The organism is Rhizobacter sp. LjRoot28 (assembly GCF_964253025.1).
Classification (GTDB): Bacteria; Pseudomonadota; Gammaproteobacteria; order Burkholderiales; family Burkholderiaceae_C; genus Rhizobacter.
The window spans coordinates 444,083-460,674 of sequence record NZ_CAXUQC020000001.1 but is presented as its reverse complement, the minus strand read 5'-3'; the positions used below and the strand labels follow the sequence as shown (position 1 = coordinate 460,674).

The window sequence follows — 16,592 nt, the reverse complement described above, 5'->3', positions numbered from 1 at the left end:
CTACCCCCTGACCCATGATCAAGAAGATTCTTCGTCGCATCAAATACGGCACGACGGCCCGTATCGACATGTTCCGCATGCACCGCCAGTGGCGCGCCATCCAGGCCCGTGCATACAGCCCGCGCAAGATCACGAGCATTCGCAAGCTGCTCATCATTCCGAGCGACCCCTGGACGCTCGTCGGTGCCAAGGGTGACGAGGCCATGATGGAAGCGGCGGTCGGACCGCTGCGTGCGCGCGAGCCCGGCCTGGTGGTCGGCGTGGTTGTCGCGACGCAAGTGGCATCCGATGCCGCACGCGGCCTCGGCTTCGTGCCCATCCCCGCCTGGTCCGGAAGCCTGACCGACTCGGTCGCGCAGATCGAACAGTTCCAGCCGGACGGCATGGTGATCCTGGGCGCCGACATCATGGACGGCTACTACGGCCCGTCCGGCCCCATGCGCGTCCTGATGATCGCCGACACGGCGGCTCGCATGGGCGTGCGGGTTTCCATTCTCGGCTTCAGCTTCAACCAGCACCCCAGCCCGCGCCTGAAGCCGGTCTTCGATGCCTTGCACCGCGACGTCGCCGTGAACGTACGAGACCGCATCTCGTACGAGCGCTACGCTCGATTCACCAGCACACCTGCCGCACTTGTCGCCGATGCCGCCTTCATGCTGGCGCCCACGCCGGAGACCCCGGCGCTGGCAGAGGTGCGTGACTGGTGCACCCGTCGGCGCGCCGCGGGCGACATCCTGCTGGGCTTCAACGTCCATCCGATGCTCATCAAGGAGGTGAGTGCCGAACAGATCAAGGCCCTGGCAGACAACGCGCTCCAGGCGCTCCGCGACGTCGCGGGCAAGCACCCGGTCTCCGTCATGCTCATCTCGCACGACTACCGCGTGATCGGCGGCGACGATCCCTGCCTCGCCCCCATCATCGACGGACTGCGGGCCGAACTGGGCGACCGCATCGCCTACCCGACCGACAAGTTCAGCGCCGCCGAACTGAAGGCCATCGCGGGAATGATGGACGGCGTGGTTACGGGCCGCATGCACCTTGCCATTGCGACCCTCGGCATGGGCAAGCCCGTGGTCGGGCTCACCTACCAGGACAAGTTCCAGGGCCTGTTCGCCCATTTCCACTATCCCGAGCGCTTCCTGATGCCCCCGGCCGACGTCATGACGCCCGGCAAGCTGGCCGCCTTGGTGAACGATTTCGTCGGCAGCCTGCCGGCGCTCAAGAAGGTGGTCGACGAACACCTTCCGCAGGTCAAGGCAGCATCGGCACGCAACCTCGAAGGCCTGACGGGCAACCGTCGCGTTGAACCCGCCCCCCAGGGGAGCGCAGGCGCCCTCGTCCAGAACCCGGTATGAGCACATCCGCCACGTCGACCCCCGCGCGCGCCGCTCCGGTCGCGCCGCGGATCCTGTTGCTGACCTACATTTCACCGCGCCAGCAGTGGGGCTCGGCCCAGCGCACGCGTTTCCTGATCGATGCGCTCAAGCGGCACGGTCGCGTGGAGGTGTTCGTCGTCAACTTCGGCCCCGACGCCTTGCCGCCGGAGCAAGAGCTGCAGACGTTCGACCTGGACGGCACGCCAGTGCACGAGCTGCATGTGAAAAACCGCGGTCTGGCCGGGCGGCCCCGCTTCGACATTCGCTCGGACTACGTCACCGACTGCGTCAAGCGCCACATCGACCTGTCGGACTGGGACCTGATCGTCTGCCGGTACATCCGCCCTGCCCTGAAGCTGCGCTTGCCGAGCAGCGTACCGGTGCTCGTGGACTTCGACGACGTGTCGTACGAACCGCCCTGGAAGTCCCTCACGACGCTCAAGATGTGGGTCGGCGTGATGCTGCGGTTGTTCAACGACCGCTGCATCGTACGCGGCACGCTCAAGCTGCCCTCGCGCCAGCACGCCCATTACTTCTTCTGCAACGAGGCGGAGCGCCAGGTGTTCCCGCAGCTCGACAGTTCGCTGCTGCCGAACCTCCCGGCTGCCCCCGCGCGACAAGGGCCGCCCGACTTCACGCCACCGCTGCGGCCTGCACTGATGTTCATCGGCCTGCTCGACTACATGCCGAACCAGGATGCCGTCGACTGGTTCGTGCGCGACATCTGGCCGCGTGTGCGCGCCGCGGTGCCGAACGCTCGCTTCCTCGTGGTGGGCAAGGGTTCGCCAGAGACGCTGGCCCGCTGGTCCGGGGAGCCCGGCGTGGAAGCGCTCGGCTTCGTGGACTCGCTCGCCGACACCTATGCCCAGGTCACTGCGAGCGTCGTGCCGATGCGCTCCGGCGGGGGCACCAACATCAAGGCCTTGGAGGCCTACCTCTACGGTCGACCGGTGGTCGGCACCCACCACGTGCGCAACGGCCACGGCAACCTGTTCCGGGACGGCCCCGACATGCTCGTGGCCGACGACGCCGAGGCCTTCGCCCACCACTGCATCGACTTGCTCAAGCGCCCCGAGCGTGCCGAGACGGTGGCCCGCAACGGTCATGACCGAATCACGTCCACCTTGACGCGCGACCACTTCAACGCCGTCGTGGAGCGTGCCGTGCGTCAGGTGCTGCAGCCGCCCGGCCGGCCGGGCTCGGCGCTGCGCGAAACCCCTGTTGTCCAACCCGAGTGAGCCGCCCGGTGCCCTCCATGTACGCCACCACCTCTGCCGGACCCGCGCATCGCCGCCGTGACGGCGCGGCGCGTGGATGCCGGCGCGGCCTCCGGACGGTGGCCGCCCAAGGCTCGCCCCTGATTGGGCAGTTCACCGCAGTCCCCGTCTTGGCGCCCTGGGCCGAGCGGCGCATTCCGCAGTCTCTGCAGTCTCATCCCCTTTCGCAGTTCCACACCTTCACCTGAGGTTCATCCGGCCATGGCGTTCACGTCACTGACCTTCATCGCCTTCATCACCGCGGTGGTGCTCCTCACCCATGCGATGCCCTCACCCAGGGCACGCGCGCTGGTTCTCCTCGGCGCGAACGCCGTCTTCATCGGCAGCTATGTCAATTCGCCGCTCCAGGTGCTGCCGCTGCTTGCCTTCCTGATCCTCGGTTTCGGGGCCATCGAGGCAGTCCGTCGCACGCGGTCGGTGAAAGTGCTCGGGCTGGCCCTTGTCCTGTTCCTCGCCGTCTTCATCGTGCTGAAGAAGTTCAGCTTTCTCGATGCCGCCTGGTTGCTGCCTTTCCCGTACCTGCTGGTCGGCCTGTCGTACATCCTGTTCAGGGTGCTGCACCTGATGATCGACGCGCAACAAGGCGAACTCGAACGGCCGGTGTCGCCGCTCGGTTTCCTGAACTACGCCTGCAACTTCCTGACCTTCACGGCGGGGCCGATCCAACGGTACCCCGACCATGCCGAGTCGGCCGCTCGCCCGTTGAAGCTTGACGCCGACCAGGTCTTCCAGGCCTTTGCCCGCATCATCAAGGGGTTCGTGAAGGTGGGCGTCGTGTCCGCGATTGCCAACTGGCTGTTCGACAGCATGTCGGGCCGGTTGCTGGACGCGAGCGTCGCTTCGCCGTATTTCGCTTACCTCGCCCTCTACATCGGGACGGCCACCGTCTACACGGTGTACCTGTACGCCAACTTCGCCGGCTACATGGACATCGTCATCGGGCTCGGCAACCTCTTGGGAATGAACCTTCCCGAGAACTTCAACCGTCCCTTCCAGGCGCGCAGCTTCCTCGACTTCTGGTCGCGCTGGCACATGAGCTTGTCGGACTGGTTCAAGACCTACCTCTTCAATCCGCTGCTGCGCGTCCTCGCCGGCCATGTCACGTCGCCCGCGGCGGCACCCTATCTCGGTGTCATCGCGTTCTTCATCACCTTCCTGGTGATGGGCGTCTGGCATGGCACGACGCTGGTCTTCGTCGTCTACGGGCTGCTCATGGGCGCGGGCGCGAGCCTCAACAAGCTGTGGCAGGTGCACATGACGCGTCGCCTCGGCAAGAAGGGCTACAAGGCGGTCGCCGAGCGGCCGCTGTACGCCACGCTGGCGCGCGGCATGACCTTCACCTACTTCGCACTTGCCCTCACCTGCCTGTGGGTAGAGATGCCCCAGTTGCAGTTGCTGGCCGGCCGCCTGGGCGTGGGCGGCCTGCTGCTGTCGTTCGTCGTGCTCTCGGTGCTGGCCGGCGTGATGCTGCAGGCGTGGGACGCCCTGGTCTCGCTGTCGGTTGGTGTGCGCGACCTGGCGCTGCGCACCAGCCACGGCGTGGTGGCCCGCAACCTCGTGCTGGCGGCGCAGATCCTCCTCATCGCCACCGTGGCCTCGTTCTTCCACAAGGCCCCCGAGTTCGTCTACCGCGCATTCTGATGAAGCTGATCCTCCGACAACTTCTCTGGCTGACAAGCGCGCTCGTCGCGCTGTACGGCCTCGTGCTGGCCATCACCTTGGTGCTGATGCCGCCCGGCGACGCCGGTCCGGCGCTTGACACGACCCGCGCCAGTGCGTCGCTTTTCCTGACCGAGCCGAAGTACGTGTTCATGACCCGGTCCCGCCTCAACACGCCGACCGACAAGGTGCTGGTGGTCGGCGCGTCCAACGTGGGCGTCGGCTTCCGGCAGGCCCAGGTGCAGGCGCTGATGCCCCAGGTCGAAGTGCACAACCTGTCCATCGGCGGCTCCAATGCGACGCAGGTGCGGCAGGTCATCGACCTCGTCCGTGAGGTGCAGAGCCCGGAAGCCCGGCGCCACAACACGGTGGTGATCGGGCTCTGGTACGGCCTCTTCGCCGATGACCGGGCGCGCTGGCACACGCCGGATCGGCACGCGGGCGACACCGACATCGACATCGAACGGTACCGATACGGCTTCTACCGGCGCACGGCGGCAGGTGCGGAACCCGTGCTGCCACCCGAGCGCCTGAACCTCGGGGTGACGCTGATCCACCCGTACCTGGTGCTCGACCGCCTGGCGCGCGACACCACCCGCTCGCTGCGTCGGCTGATGAACGACAAGCCCAAAGCCATGACGGACGAGCAGCGCAACGCCGTGGTGCTGGCCGAGGAGGAGCAGCGCAAGTACCTCGCCTTCTGGAACGACTACATGGGCGGCGCCACCACGCTGACCGAAGGCCCTTACCGCCAGATCGAGCAGGCCGTCGACACCGTGCTGGCCGACGGCGGCAAGGTGGTCCTCGTCGACATGCCGATTCCCCCTTGGCACGCCGCCGGGTCGCCTTTGCATGCCGACTACCTGGCCCGCACCGACCAGCTCGTTCGCAAGCTGACCGCCCGCCCGGGCGTGTCGCTCATCCGCATGACCCAGGCCGGTGCCGACGACGACTTCAGCGACGAAGTGCACCCGAAGCCCCGCGTGGCGCCGCTCTGGGCGGCCCGCCTGGCGGCCGGCCTCACCCAGACGCCGACCTTGGCGGCGCAGACAGCGACCGCCCTGAACTCACCCAATTCAAACGACCCGGAGGGAACCACGCCATGAACCAGGACGCCATCTACGAGAAGCTGACCGCCATCTTTCACGACGTGTTCGACGATGACAGCATCGTCGTCACGCCCGAGCTGACGGCCGACGACGTCGACGAGTGGGACAGTCTGAGCCACATCCGGCTCGTCCTCGCCGTCGAGAAGAAGTTCGGCCTGAAGTTCTCTGCCGCCGAAGTGGGCCGGCTGAAGAACGTGGGCGAATTCGTCGCGCTGATCAGCTCGCGCGCCACGGTGGCCTGAGCCATGGCCGCTGCGCTGGCGCCGAGCGCCGAATGCTGGACGATCGCGGACCTGCAGGCAGGCGCGTCGGCACGGGTCGAGTTCACGGTCACACCCGACGACATGGCCGCGTTTGCCGCTCTGTCCGGCGACCATAACCCGCTGCACACCGACGACGCCTTCGCCCGGACCAAGGGTTTCGAGGGCGCCGTGGTGTATGGCGCGCTGATGGTGGCCAAGGTGTCTCAACTCATCGGCATGCGCCTGCCCGGCCGCGACAGCGTCTGGGCAAGTCTCGCCATGGATTTCCGCAAGCCGCTCTTCGTTGGCCAGGCGGCGGAGGTCGAGGGTACCGTCGCGGAGGTCTCCGCCTCCACTGGCATGGTGGTCCTGAAGATCACCGTCCGGGCGGGCGGCAAGACGCTGGCCAAAGGCCAGGCGGAGGTGATCCTTGTCAGCCGCTGAGAACACGCCCGTGGCTCGCCACTTCCTGGTGTCCGGGGGCTCCGGCGGCATTGGTGCAGCGGTCTGCGACGAGCTGGCTTCCAGCGGCTTCGTGCCGGTCGTCGGTTACCACCGGAACGCAGACGCCGCAGCTGCCGTCGCCGAACGCAGTGGCGGCTTGGCCTTGGCGCTGGACCTCACCTCCGATGCGTCGATGGCCGCCGCCATCGAGCGGCTCGAGGCACTGCCGCAGCTGGCCGGGGTCGTGCTGGCCGGCTCGCCGCCCCTTGCCCCCACGCCGTTCGGCAAGGTGACCCCGGACGACATGCACGCGCAATGGCAGGTGAACGTGGCGGGCCCCCAGCGGCTCATCGCAGAACTGGTGAGGCGTTGCTTCAGGCGCCACAAGCAAGGCAGCGTGGTGGGCGTGCTCACGCAGGCGATGGGGGGAGGCGCCAGCGGCATCGAAGGCGCTGGGTCCGGCATGGGCGCCTATGTCATCGCCAAGCACGGTCTGGCGGGCGTGCTGGCCCTGGCAGCGGCCGACTACCCCTGGCTGCGGGTGCGAGCCGTGCGGCCCGGCTACACCGAGACCCGCATGCTGGAAGCTTTCGACGAACGATTCCTTGCCATGCAACGGGAGAAGGCACCGTTCTCCACCCCCGAGGACGTCGCACGGCAGATCACAGAAGAGGCGATTGGAACACCATGAGCAACACGCTTTACTCCGACCTGGCCTGGTTGCCGAAGGCCCCCGATGATTTCACGGCCCAGTGCCGTGCGCTGGCAGATGCCGGCACCGACCTCGGGCGCCAGGCCCAGCGGCTGGCCAACCATGGGCTGGACGAGAACCAGCTCAACAAGCTCTCCCGCGCCATCCAGAAGGCCCAGGCAACGCAACGGTCCCTGGCCCCGCTGACCCCCTTCCGGCTCGGGCTGATCAGCAACGCCACCTCGCACTTCATCGTGCCGGCGCTGGTCGCCACCGCGGCACGCCACGGCATCGCCCTGGAGTGCATCGAAGCCGACTACGACCAGGTGATGCAGACGGCGCTCTCGCCCGACTCGGTGATCAACCGGGCGCAGTGCGATGCGGTGCTGGTGGCCGTGGACCATCGTGGCCTGCCGCTCACCCCTTCGCCGGGTGACCCCGAGGCCGCGCAGCGCACCGTGGACGCCGCCCTGGGCCACCTGAACATGATTCGCAACGGGATCCGCAGCCACGGCAAGGCCCTGGCCATCGTGCAGACCATCCCGCGCCCGGTGGAATCGTCGTTCGGCAGTTTCGACCTGGCGCTGTCGGGCACGACACGCCAGCTGATCGATGAAGTGAACCGGGGCATCGGCCGCAGCATCCCCGGCAGCGAGGACCTGCTGTTCGACGTGGCGCATCTGGCCGAGACCGTCGGCCTCGCCGACTGGCATGACGTCACGCTGTGGAACATGGCGAAACTGCCCTTCGCCAGCCGCTTCCTGCCGCTGTATGCCGACCACGTCTGCCGCCTCATCGCCGCGCTCCGTGGCAAGAGCCGCAAGTGCCTGATCCTCGACCTGGACAACACGGTGTGGGGCGGCGTGATCGGCGACGACGGGCTCGAAGGCATCGTCATCGGCCAGGGTGACGCCACCGGCGAGGCCCACCTGCATGTGCAGCGCACGGCCCTGGCGCTGCGAGACCGCGGCATCGTGCTCGCCGTGTCGAGCAAGAACACCGACGACGTGGCGCGCCGGCCCTTCCGTGAGCATCCCGAGATGCTGCTGCGGGAAGACCACCTCGCCGTGTTCCAGGCCAACTGGAACGACAAGGCGACGAACATCAAGGCGATCGCCGAGGAGTTGTCCCTCGGCCTCGATGCGATGGTGTTCCTCGACGACAACCCGATGGAGCGCGACCTGGTGCGCCGCATGCTGCCCCAGGTCGCGGTGCCCGAACTGCCCGCCGATCCTGCACTGTACGTGCGGACTCTGCTCGCCGCCGGGTACTTCGAGGCCATTGCCTACTCGGGCGAAGACCGCAAGCGCGCGGAGTTCTACCAGGACAACGCCCGCCGCGTGAGCCTGCAGAAGCAGGCCGGCGACGTCGATGCGTACCTCGCCTCGCTGAACATGCGCATGACGCTGCAGCCCTTCGACGAGACCGGCCGGGCACGCATCGCCCAGCTGATCAACAAGTCCAACCAGTTCAACCTGACGACGCGTCGCTACACCGAAGCCGACGTGGCTGCCGCGCAGAACGATCCGGACGCCTTCACGCTGCAGGTGCGCCTCGCCGACACTTTCGGCGACAACGGCATGATCAGCGTGATCCTGTGCCGCCGGGCCGACGACGCCTGGGACATCGACACCTGGCTGATGAGCTGCCGCGTGCTCGGTCGCAAGGTCGAACAGGCCGTGTTGCAGGAACTGCTCGCCCAAGCGCGGCACCGGGGCATCCGTCGCCTGGTCGGCAGCTACCTGCCGACCGAGAAGAACAAGCTCGTCGAGGATCACTACGCCAAGCTGGGATTCGACAAGACCGCCGATCTGCCGGGGGGTGGAACCGTGTGGACCCTGGACGTGGCGTCCGCACCGCAGTTGACGTTCCCCATCACGATCGAGCGCATCGGCTTCAGCGACGCTTCCCTCGTCGAACCGGCCTGATCGAGCCGCCCTCCGCGGCGGCGGGATGCCGGAAGCCCGGCATCCCGCCTGCTGCTGGAGCGGTCGTTCGATTGCGCCGCACCGCCACGGGGATCATGCCGTCGCACCGCCGTGCTCACGTCAAGCCTGCGTGCGGTAGATCATGTGATGGCGCTTCGTTGCGGCGTACCGACCCAAGCGCTCAGGCGCTTGTCAGCGGGACGGCGGTGGACGTTGAGGGCATTCCATCGCCGTGTAGAGGCCACGAACCTGCGCGACGGTTTCTCCGCACCGCGGCCGCCCGACAGCGTTCGGGCCGACGCCAGCAGCGCCTGGCCCGGGACGCAAGCTTCAGCGGATGACGCGCAACCGAACCAGCGCGTTGCGCAGGGCCTGAGGCCGCGCGCCTGGGGCAAAGCGCCACAGGATCAGTTTGCGTGCCGCCGACAAGGGCAGCAGGGCCACCAGCAAGGACCACACGACAAGCGTGATCCGCCCCTTGCCCGAGACGCCCTGGGGTGCCATCGCTGCGGCCGCCACATCGGCCAGCAGCTTGAACCGGTTGTCACCTGGAATGGGATGCTGGCCGGGCACCAGTCGCAGGGATGCCAGGCGGTACGGCAAGTACGACAGGCTGCGATCGAGGGCGCTGTCCTTCATGTCCAGGCCGACGCTGCGCGCAATGCGCTGTGCGTAGGCGAACCGCGCCTGGGTACGGCTGACTTCGCGGGCGAACTTCGCGCCGTCGATCTGCGACATGGCACCGTCGTTCTTGCCGTGCACGCGGTAGGAAACGAGCGGCTCAGGCACCGTGAGCACATCGCCCAGGAAGGGCGCCGCCGCCAGAGGACCGGAATCGGCGATGGTCGTCCCGCCGGATTCATCCTGCGGAAAGATCTTCTCCAGGAAGCTTCGCGCGTAGGCGTTTCCCGAGCCCGGTGGCGTGGGGTAGGCACTGGTGGTCAGCGACCAGCGGGTGATTTCCTCGGGGCTCGGCGTGACGGCCGGGAACTGGGGAAACACCCCCCCCAGCGCGCGCCCCTGGGCATCGACGCTGCGCATCTGGAACTGGACCTTGCTGACGCCGGCGTGCCAGAGCGGTGCGAGACGGCGTACGACACTCGGGTGCAGCATGTCGTCGGAGTCGAGGAAGAACACCACTTCGCCGCGCGCCCGCGCGAAGCCCGCATTGCAGGCCGCAAGCTGGCCAGCGTTGGGCTGCAGCACCGTTTCGATGCGTTCGGCGTAGCGGCCGATGACGATGCGCGAACCGTCGGTGGAGCCGTCGTCGACCACGATGACCTGCACGTTCGGCCAATCCAGCGCGAGCGCGCTTTCGATGGCCGCACCCACGAAGGACTCGTAGTTGTAGTTCGGAATGACGACGGAGACGAGCGCGTTGGAATCGAGCATGGACGTGGGATCAGGCCGGAGACAAGGGGGCGGGGGCGCGCCGGAACCGCTTGAGCACCTCGGCGCGGTTGAAGCGCAGTTGCACCAGGGCTCTGGCCAACGGACGTGGCGCCAAGGCCAATGCCGTCGCCCAGGCCAGTCGAGCCGCGCGAACGGCAGGCTTGAACGGCCGGCCCATCAGCAGGGAGACGGACTTGCGCCACAGCGACCACACGCTGTCGCGCTCCGCTTCTGCGTACTGACCACCCAGCTTGAGCACCATGAGGCGGTAGTTCAGGAAGACGAGTTCACGATCGAGCAGGTTCCCCTCGGGCAGCGCGGCACCCAGCCGGACCGCATGCGCCCGCAACGCATCGAACTCGCTGCGCCGCAAGGCGATCTGGCGGGCGAAGCGCAGGTCCATGCGGTTCGCGTCCGTGCCGTGATAGCTCTGGTTCTGGGTGTGCAGCCGGTAACGCCCGAGCGCCTCCGGCACCACGACCACGTCGCCATAGAGCGGTGCGACGGTATTGAGCAAACCGTCCGGGGCGCTCTTGACCGTGAGCGGCATGACCTGCTCCAGGAATGCACGCCCGTAGGCGTTGCCGGTGCACACCGGCCAGACGTAGGTGCCATGCTCCGAGAACTCCGAGCGCACCATGGCGGCGTCGTAGCCCGCCGGGTAGTTGCAGAACACCCGGCCCGTCCAGTCGCCCGCGCCGTCGATCACCTTCAGTTCGTACTGCAGCTTGGCCGCTCCGGGTTGCCAATGCTGCACGACGGCTTCGATGGCGCCAGGCTCGAGCACATCGTCGGCGTCGAGGAAGAGCACCACCTCGCAGCGGGATTCGCGATAGCCGTGGTTGAACGCGGCAACGTGGCCGGCGTTCTCCTGGCGGATGTAGCGGACGCCAGGGCGAGCCTGGATGACCGCTGCGGAGCCGTCGGTCGAGCCGTCATCGACGACGATGATCTCGGTGGCCGGGACGCGCTGCGCCAGCACGCTGTCGATGGCCAGCCCCACGTATTTCTCGTAGTTGAAGCAGGGGATCACCACGCTGACACTCGGCGGCTTGGAAGCGAGGTTCATCGCATCGCCCCCTTCATGTCATGGCGTTCGTCGAATTGCTGGGTCGTCATGGGCATGGTGCTTCCTGCATAGCGAGGGCGTCGTGTCTCGGGTGCCGGCCACAGTGCAAGCAGCACATAGCACATCAGCACGCTTTCCGGGGTGAGCAGGTGCCCGCCCTGGATGAGCCAGTTGAAGAAGAGCGTGGCGCGGATCTGGACCGGCGCGTGCGAGCGGCTCATGCCGTAGGCAATGAGACTGAGGCAGGCCACGAAACCCAGGACGCCGTACTCGTACATGAGCTTGGCCCAGGTCGGGTCGTGGAATTCGTAGGCCCGCACGGCATGGAAGACCGTGCCCGGTCCGTGGCCGAGGAAAGCCGTCCAGGGATCGGAATCGATGAGTTCGTAGACCAGGCGCATCGGGGCCACGTAGCGGATGTAGCCGCTGCTGCTCTCCGCACTGAACTCGCCGATGCGGCCGAGGGTGAATGAGAGGTTCAGGGCATCGCCGAACAACAGCAGCAGGATGCCGCCCACCACGGCGATCGCGCTCACCCGTACCACCGTCTTGAAGCCGAACGGGAAGAGAAGCCCGAAGCCCAACGCCAGCAAGCCCGTGCCGGAGTACGACAGCATGAGCGCAAACGCATACACCCCGACCCGCATCCAGCGCTTGAACAGTGCCAGCTCGCAGATGAGCGAGAACGCCATCAGGAATGAGAAGGCGGAAGGCTCGCGCAGGAAGAAGCCATTCGACTTGAGGAAGGACCCCGCCTCGATCTCCGAGTTGGCCAGCACGTCGGCGCTGATGGCCTTGGGAATGAGCGGGCTGAAGTCGAAGAGCCAGGTCGGCTTCCACACGAACTGCAGGTAGAACTGGACGATGCCGGCGATCGCAACCAGAAGCGAGATGTTGAGCACCAGCCGCATCGTCCACAGCCACCCTTCGCGAGACATCGGGTAGGTCTTGATGACGAAGACGAACGGCAGGTAGAGCGACGCGAGCAGCATCAGCGACGCCATGGATCCGTCCTGCCGGTAGGGCAGGTTCGCATTCACCATCAGGCTGATGGCGCCCACCGAGATGAAGGCGACGTAGAGCAGCAGGCCCGGCAGGTCGAGGTTGACCTTGTCGTCGGCCAGCCCCTTGAAGATCATCACGTAGAGGATCGGCACCGCGAAGTTCAGGCCATAGGCGCCGGTGTTGAGGCCGAAGCGGGTCAGGAGGATGAGCGAGACGAGCGCGAGTGCGATGCCGATCCGCAACGGGCGTGGCAGGACCTCCACCGGCTCGGGTTGCACCTCCTCGACCCACTCGGGCGCGATGGGCCCGGAGGGCTCCACCCGCTCCTGCCGACTGGCGCCGCCGAAGCGTCGGGGCCCACCCAGCGACAACAGGGAACTCATTTCTGCCAGACCCGGATGTAGTCAACCAGCAGCCGGGCCGGGAAGATGGCCTCGGATTCGGGCGCGCCGGTCCAGTTGCCTCCGACGGCGAGATTCATCAGCACGTGGGCAGGTCCGGCGTCGCGGCCATCGTTGTGACGCCATTCATAGCGTCGGTCGACCACGAGCACGTCATCGACGAAGTGCCGGACACGGTCTTCCGTCCATTCCACCGCGAACGTGTGGAAGTCGTCCGCATAGTCGAGCCCCGGCCGGTAAGCCGCGTGCTTGTCGAGTCGACTGTGTTCGGTCGTCGTCTTGCGTGGCCCCTTGCCGTGCACGAAGTGAAAACTGTTGCGCGTGCTGTCACGGCCGTTGTTGACGATCTCCATGATGTCGATCTCCGGTGGCCAGACCTGGTCTTCCGGGTTCAGCCAGAACGCCGGCCAGAGGCCGCGTCCCTTCGGGACCTTTACCCGGGCCTCGTAGTAGCCGTACTGCCCGACCCACCGCGAGCGCAGCATGCCGCTCTCGATGCCGCCGGGTTTCAGGCCGCTGCGAACATGCGCCGTCAGGGCCAGCCCTTCCGGCGTGAACTGGTGGTTGTCGTTGTCGCGGTAGCGCTGCCATTCGTCCTTCAGGCGATCGAGCTTGCCGTTCTCGTAGATGTAGCGCGTGTGGAATTCGCGGCGCAACGCTTCGCCGTCACGGATGGCGGTGCGGAAGTCCCAGTCCTTGACCAGACGGTAGCCTGCACCATCGATGGCCTTCGGTGCCCGGGGGCCTCGGGGCGCATCGTCCCGGTCCTTGGCGAGCGCGAAACCCGGCAAGGCCAGCAGCGCCACGAGCGAGCGTCGGCTCAGAAGGGAGGACATGTCGTTCATCCCCGCGCGGACGGGCTGAGCCGCTTGGACCGCGCATGCAAGGTGCTCTCGTAGAGCGCCCGCGTCTGGTGGCCGATGGCGGTCCAGCTGTCCGACGCATGGGCGCCGGCGCCCGTTGGCCGTGCCTCGATGGCATGGGCCAGCGCCTCGGTGAGGGCCTCCACGCTGCCGACGGGGATCAGGCGTCCGTCGACGTTCTCCCGCATGTCCTCCGCAAAGATTCCCACCCGGCTGGCGATCATCCACTTGGAGAATGCCTTGGTGAGGAAGTACACGCCGCTGGCGTCGATCTGGTGGTACGGGAACACGAAGCAGTCGGCTTGCGCGAAGAGCAATGCCATTTCTTCCTCGCTCTGGCGACGGGCGCGGAACTCGATCACCGAGCCCAGGCCGAGCTCGGCGATGCGGGCTTCGATGGGAGCCAGGTCCATGCGCGGGCGGCCGGCCACCACGAGTCGCGCCTTCAACCGGGTCGACTCGGGGAGTGCGGCCAGCGCCTCCACCAGCAGGTCGAGTCCCTTGTACGGCTTGATCTCGCCGAAGAGAACGAAGGTCCAGCGCGGATCCCGTTCTGCAATCTCGGCGGGCGTCGGCGGCGTGACATGCAGGCGCAGCGGTCCGTGCGGAATGACGCTCACCTTCTCGGCCGGGATGCCGCGGGCGATCAGGGTCTGCTTGCCGGTGCGGGTGTGGACGATCAGGCGGTCCGCCAAGCGGATGGGCCAGTCGAAGCCGAGGTTCTGGAACCAGGAGATCCGCTCGCCGTTGAAGGCGACGGTGTCGTGCACCGTCAGGACGACAGGGCGGAACAGCCGGATCACCGCGATGGCGATGCCATCCACCGGCGGGACCACCGTCCACTGGAAGTGGACGACGTCCGGCTTGCGGGTGATGACACGGGCGACGAGCACGCAAAGGCCCGCAATGTGCGACAGGCCCTTGGCCACGGCCCGCAGCTTCGACGGAAGCGACAAGGCCTCGTCGACGCGCTTGTAGAAGAAGGGGTCCACGCGTTCGACCGGAATCTCCTGGCGATCATTCTGCCGTTGCGGACGGGTGGCCCACATCGGCTCCACGCCGGACGCCACCAGGCCCTCCGTGAGAGCGGCATCGTAGGGCGCGGTGAACAGCGAGGGATCGACGAGCAGGCTTTCGAGAGTGGTCATGTAAGGCTCAGTCATGCGAGGCTCCGAGAGCCGAGGCGTCCCAGAGGGGCGTGGCGGACTCGCGGTGCCACGGCGGCTCGCGCAGGAACAACATCCCGTCGAAGAAGCCAAGCGCCCACGCGGTGTGCATCACGAAGGCCGCGGGACCCGCGAGCAGGCCGCACACCGAGCGATGGCGCACCGCGAGCGCAAGCGACGTCACGCCCAGGACCGACAGGTAGAGAAGAGGCCACGCCAGCAGCCAGGGCGCCCATGGGGACAGGAGCACCGCGGCGATCGAGAAGGCCACGTGCGCGGGCACCGCAAGCTGCCGGGCGCGCATGGAGCCGGGATGCCGGCGCACGGTGCGCGAGCGGCCGCGGCCGTAGCCCTTGTACTGGCGCCACAGGCCGCGCAGGGTGTCACGCGGGTGGTAGTCGAGGCGAATGTCGGCGTCGAGGTAGACCTTCGCACCCAACGCCCGCTGGCGGCAATCCAGTTCGGCATCCTCGTTGTGCGAGAAGGTTTCGTCGTAGCCGCCCGCTTGTCGGAATGACGCCATCCGGAAAGCTGCATGGTGGCCGTGGTCCACGAAGCCGCTCTGGCGCCCACCACGGTGGGCGGAGCCGCCGGAGCCGACGGGGGTGTCGGACACCCAAGCCGTGGCGCGCTGCACGCAACCGTCGCCGACGGAATCCATCGGCACGACGACGGCGTCGGCGCCGGTGCGGTCGAGCGTTTCCACCAGGCGCCGAATGAACCCCTGCGGGTACACGGCGTGGGCATCGCAGCGCACGAGCACGTCCGCGTCGCGGCCGTATGTGGCTGCTGCAAGGTTCACTGCGGCACTCTGCAAACGCTTCGGATTGCGCAGGAACTGCACGCCGTCATGACGAGCGACGCGGTCCGGCGTGCCGTCCGTACTGCCGCCGTCGGCCACGACGAACGTGGTGCGCACGCCAGCGGGCAGGTCCTGTTGCAAGGCCTCGAGGACGCCGTCGATCGTGCGCGCTTCGTTGAGGGTCGGGATGACGACCAGGATGGATCGGGTCATGCGCAGCGGTCAGTACTCGTTGAACATCACGCCGGCGAGCTTGGTCGGCGTCTTGTTGATGGCACTGATGAGCTTCTGCGTGGGCTTGACACGCGTCTTCCCCGGGCGGGTGAGCACGATGGCTGCACCGCACTTGGCCGCCACCACGCGTGCGTCCGCACCGTGCGTGTCGGCTGGCGTGTCGACCACCACGTGGTCGAACTTGCTCAGCAGCTCCTGCATGAGCAGGCCGAAGCCGGCCCGCTGCACGAGTTCGAGCGGGTTGGGCGGGGTCGTGCCCACCGGCAGGACGTGCAGCGAAGGCAGGTCTCGCACCTGGTGGATGACGTTGGCTTCCGCGCGCCCTGCAAGGATGCCGCTCAATCCGGACTGGTTCGGCACGCCGAACAGCTGGTGCTGGCGCGGGGTGCGCATGTCGGCGTCGACCAGCAGCGTGCGTCCGCCGAGCTGGCTGAAGGTGATGGCCATGTTGCTGGCGAAGAAACTCTTGCCATCGCCACTGTCGGGGCTCATCACCGCGAGCGCGCGGCGCGGCTTGTCGCTGGACATCACGCCCATCATCAACTGGCTGCGGACCTCCCGGAAGGCTTCGGCCTGATCGCAGAACGGGTCGATGGCAGTGACGAGTTCCTCGTGGAACTGGGCGTCCTCGCTTGCTGCGTAGGGATAGTGGAACTGCTGGGACAGCGCCCACAGCACGTCCTCACGAGAGGCCAGCTTCAGCGCAATGGCCGCCTCGCCGAAGCGGAGGTCGTGGTTGCGCTGGTGGTTGAGGATCTCTTCGATCTGGCGGTCGGACAGGTCACGGGCCTCACGGATGTACTCACCGATGTAGCGGTCGAGCACCTGAGGCGCGACGTCGCGGCCATCCGGCCGTGCATCGCGGGGCGAGAAGGAAGACGTCGCGAACGGGGGGGTGGGTATGCGGCGGTTCATGGGGTCCGATCGATTTCGA

At 67.2% G+C, this 16,592-nt stretch carries 15 protein-coding genes; 8 read left to right on the top strand and 7 right to left on the bottom strand.

Features of this window, described 5'->3' with window-relative positions; translation table 11 throughout:
- The first annotated feature begins 14 nt into the window (after nucleotides 1–14).
- The 8 genes from ACSQ2F_RS02160 to ACSQ2F_RS02125 all read left to right on the top strand — a co-directional run bounded on the left by ACSQ2F_RS02160 (nucleotide 15) and on the right by ACSQ2F_RS02125 (nucleotide 8,726).
- The gene (locus ACSQ2F_RS02160) at nucleotides 15–1,355 is read left to right on the top strand and encodes a polysaccharide pyruvyl transferase family protein (RefSeq protein WP_436019312.1); all 1,341 of its coding nucleotides are present in this window, start codon (nucleotides 15–17) and stop codon (nucleotides 1,353–1,355) included.
- On the top strand, nucleotides 1,352–2,614 hold the full coding sequence (locus ACSQ2F_RS02155; protein WP_436019310.1) for a glycosyltransferase: 1,263 nt from the start codon (nucleotides 1,352–1,354) through the stop codon (nucleotides 2,612–2,614). The genes ACSQ2F_RS02160 and ACSQ2F_RS02155 overlap by 4 nt, the downstream gene beginning before the upstream one ends.
- 240 nt (nucleotides 2,615–2,854) lie before the next feature.
- Entirely contained in the window at nucleotides 2,855–4,294 is a 1,440-nt protein-coding gene (locus tag ACSQ2F_RS02150; RefSeq protein ID WP_436019308.1) for an MBOAT family O-acyltransferase, read from the top strand.
- Nucleotides 4,294–5,418, top strand: coding sequence for a hypothetical protein (locus ACSQ2F_RS02145; protein WP_436019306.1), 1,125 nt, complete (start codon nucleotides 4,294–4,296; stop codon nucleotides 5,416–5,418). The genes ACSQ2F_RS02150 and ACSQ2F_RS02145 overlap by 1 nt, the downstream gene beginning before the upstream one ends.
- Nucleotides 5,415–5,663 (top strand): acyl carrier protein, encoded by a 249-nt coding sequence (locus ACSQ2F_RS02140; protein ID WP_436019304.1) that lies wholly within the window; start codon nucleotides 5,415–5,417, stop codon nucleotides 5,661–5,663. The genes ACSQ2F_RS02145 and ACSQ2F_RS02140 overlap by 4 nt, the downstream gene beginning before the upstream one ends.
- 3 nt (nucleotides 5,664–5,666) lie before the next feature.
- A complete protein-coding gene (locus ACSQ2F_RS02135) occupies nucleotides 5,667–6,107 on the top strand; it encodes a MaoC/PaaZ C-terminal domain-containing protein (RefSeq protein WP_436019302.1) in 441 nt (146 codons plus the stop codon).
- Nucleotides 6,094–6,798 (top strand): SDR family NAD(P)-dependent oxidoreductase, encoded by a 705-nt coding sequence (locus tag ACSQ2F_RS02130; protein ID WP_436019300.1) that lies wholly within the window; start codon nucleotides 6,094–6,096, stop codon nucleotides 6,796–6,798. The genes ACSQ2F_RS02135 and ACSQ2F_RS02130 overlap by 14 nt, the downstream gene beginning before the upstream one ends.
- The gene (locus ACSQ2F_RS02125; RefSeq protein WP_436019298.1) at nucleotides 6,795–8,726 is read left to right on the top strand and encodes an HAD-IIIC family phosphatase; all 1,932 of its coding nucleotides are present in this window, start codon (nucleotides 6,795–6,797) and stop codon (nucleotides 8,724–8,726) included. The genes ACSQ2F_RS02130 and ACSQ2F_RS02125 overlap by 4 nt, the downstream gene beginning before the upstream one ends.
- A 330-nt stretch (nucleotides 8,727–9,056) precedes the next feature.
- On the opposite strand, the gene ACSQ2F_RS02120 is transcribed toward ACSQ2F_RS02125, so the two are convergent.
- The 7 genes from ACSQ2F_RS02120 to ACSQ2F_RS02090 are packed head-to-tail and all read right to left on the bottom strand — an operon-like array spanning nucleotide 9,057 to nucleotide 16,573.
- Complete coding sequence (locus tag ACSQ2F_RS02120; protein ID WP_436019296.1) at nucleotides 9,057–10,118, bottom strand: glycosyltransferase family 2 protein; 1,062 nt, start codon at nucleotides 10,116–10,118, stop codon at nucleotides 9,057–9,059.
- A gap of 10 nt (nucleotides 10,119–10,128) precedes the next feature.
- Complete coding sequence (locus ACSQ2F_RS02115) at nucleotides 10,129–11,187, bottom strand: glycosyltransferase family 2 protein (protein WP_436019294.1); 1,059 nt, start codon at nucleotides 11,185–11,187, stop codon at nucleotides 10,129–10,131.
- Nucleotides 11,184–12,575, bottom strand: coding sequence for a hypothetical protein (locus ACSQ2F_RS02110; RefSeq protein ID WP_436019292.1), 1,392 nt, complete (start codon nucleotides 12,573–12,575; stop codon nucleotides 11,184–11,186). The genes ACSQ2F_RS02115 and ACSQ2F_RS02110 overlap by 4 nt, the downstream gene beginning before the upstream one ends.
- Entirely contained in the window at nucleotides 12,572–13,429 is an 858-nt protein-coding gene (locus ACSQ2F_RS02105) for a glycoside hydrolase family 16 protein (RefSeq protein ID WP_436019290.1), read from the bottom strand. Before ACSQ2F_RS02105 ends, ACSQ2F_RS02110 begins: the two co-directional genes overlap by 4 nt.
- A gap of 5 nt (nucleotides 13,430–13,434) precedes the next feature.
- Entirely contained in the window at nucleotides 13,435–14,604 is a 1,170-nt protein-coding gene (locus ACSQ2F_RS02100) for a glycosyltransferase (RefSeq protein WP_436019288.1), read from the bottom strand.
- Nucleotides 14,605–14,611: 7 nt separating this feature from the next.
- Nucleotides 14,612–15,637: a glycosyltransferase family 2 protein gene (locus ACSQ2F_RS02095; protein ID WP_436019286.1), complete on the bottom strand. Its 1,026-nt coding sequence runs from the start codon at nucleotides 15,635–15,637 to the stop codon at nucleotides 14,612–14,614.
- 9 nt (nucleotides 15,638–15,646) lie between these two features.
- A complete protein-coding gene (locus ACSQ2F_RS02090) occupies nucleotides 15,647–16,573 on the bottom strand; it encodes a polysaccharide biosynthesis tyrosine autokinase (protein WP_436019284.1) in 927 nt (308 codons plus the stop codon).
- Nucleotides 16,574–16,592 lie beyond the last annotated feature (19 nt).

Bases quoted from the DNA above. Each gene is read 5' to 3' on its own strand.
- ACSQ2F_RS02160 (WP_436019312.1), top strand. From the start codon at position 15: ATGATCAAGAAGATTCTTCGTCGCATCAAATACGGCACGACGGCCCGT.
- ACSQ2F_RS02155 (WP_436019310.1), top strand. From the start codon at position 1,352: ATGAGCACATCCGCCACGTCGACCCCCGCGCGCGCCGCTCCGGTCGCG.
- ACSQ2F_RS02150 (WP_436019308.1), top strand. From the start codon at position 2,855: ATGGCGTTCACGTCACTGACCTTCATCGCCTTCATCACCGCGGTGGTG.
- ACSQ2F_RS02145 (WP_436019306.1), top strand. From the start codon at position 4,294: ATGAAGCTGATCCTCCGACAACTTCTCTGGCTGACAAGCGCGCTCGTC.
- ACSQ2F_RS02140 (WP_436019304.1), top strand. From the start codon at position 5,415: ATGAACCAGGACGCCATCTACGAGAAGCTGACCGCCATCTTTCACGAC.
- ACSQ2F_RS02135 (WP_436019302.1), top strand. From the start codon at position 5,667: ATGGCCGCTGCGCTGGCGCCGAGCGCCGAATGCTGGACGATCGCGGAC.
- ACSQ2F_RS02125 (WP_436019298.1), top strand. From the start codon at position 6,795: ATGAGCAACACGCTTTACTCCGACCTGGCCTGGTTGCCGAAGGCCCCC.
- ACSQ2F_RS02120 (WP_436019296.1), bottom strand. From the start codon at position 10,118: ATGCTCGATTCCAACGCGCTCGTCTCCGTCGTCATTCCGAACTACAAC.
- ACSQ2F_RS02115 (WP_436019294.1), bottom strand. From the start codon at position 11,187: ATGAACCTCGCTTCCAAGCCGCCGAGTGTCAGCGTGGTGATCCCCTGC.
- ACSQ2F_RS02110 (WP_436019292.1), bottom strand. From the start codon at position 12,575: ATGAGTTCCCTGTTGTCGCTGGGTGGGCCCCGACGCTTCGGCGGCGCC.
- ACSQ2F_RS02105 (WP_436019290.1), bottom strand. From the start codon at position 13,429: ATGTCCTCCCTTCTGAGCCGACGCTCGCTCGTGGCGCTGCTGGCCTTG.
- ACSQ2F_RS02100 (WP_436019288.1), bottom strand. From the start codon at position 14,604: ATGACCACTCTCGAAAGCCTGCTCGTCGATCCCTCGCTGTTCACCGCG.
- ACSQ2F_RS02095 (WP_436019286.1), bottom strand. From the start codon at position 15,637: ATGACCCGATCCATCCTGGTCGTCATCCCGACCCTCAACGAAGCGCGC.
- ACSQ2F_RS02090 (WP_436019284.1), bottom strand. From the start codon at position 16,573: ATGAACCGCCGCATACCCACCCCCCCGTTCGCGACGTCTTCCTTCTCG.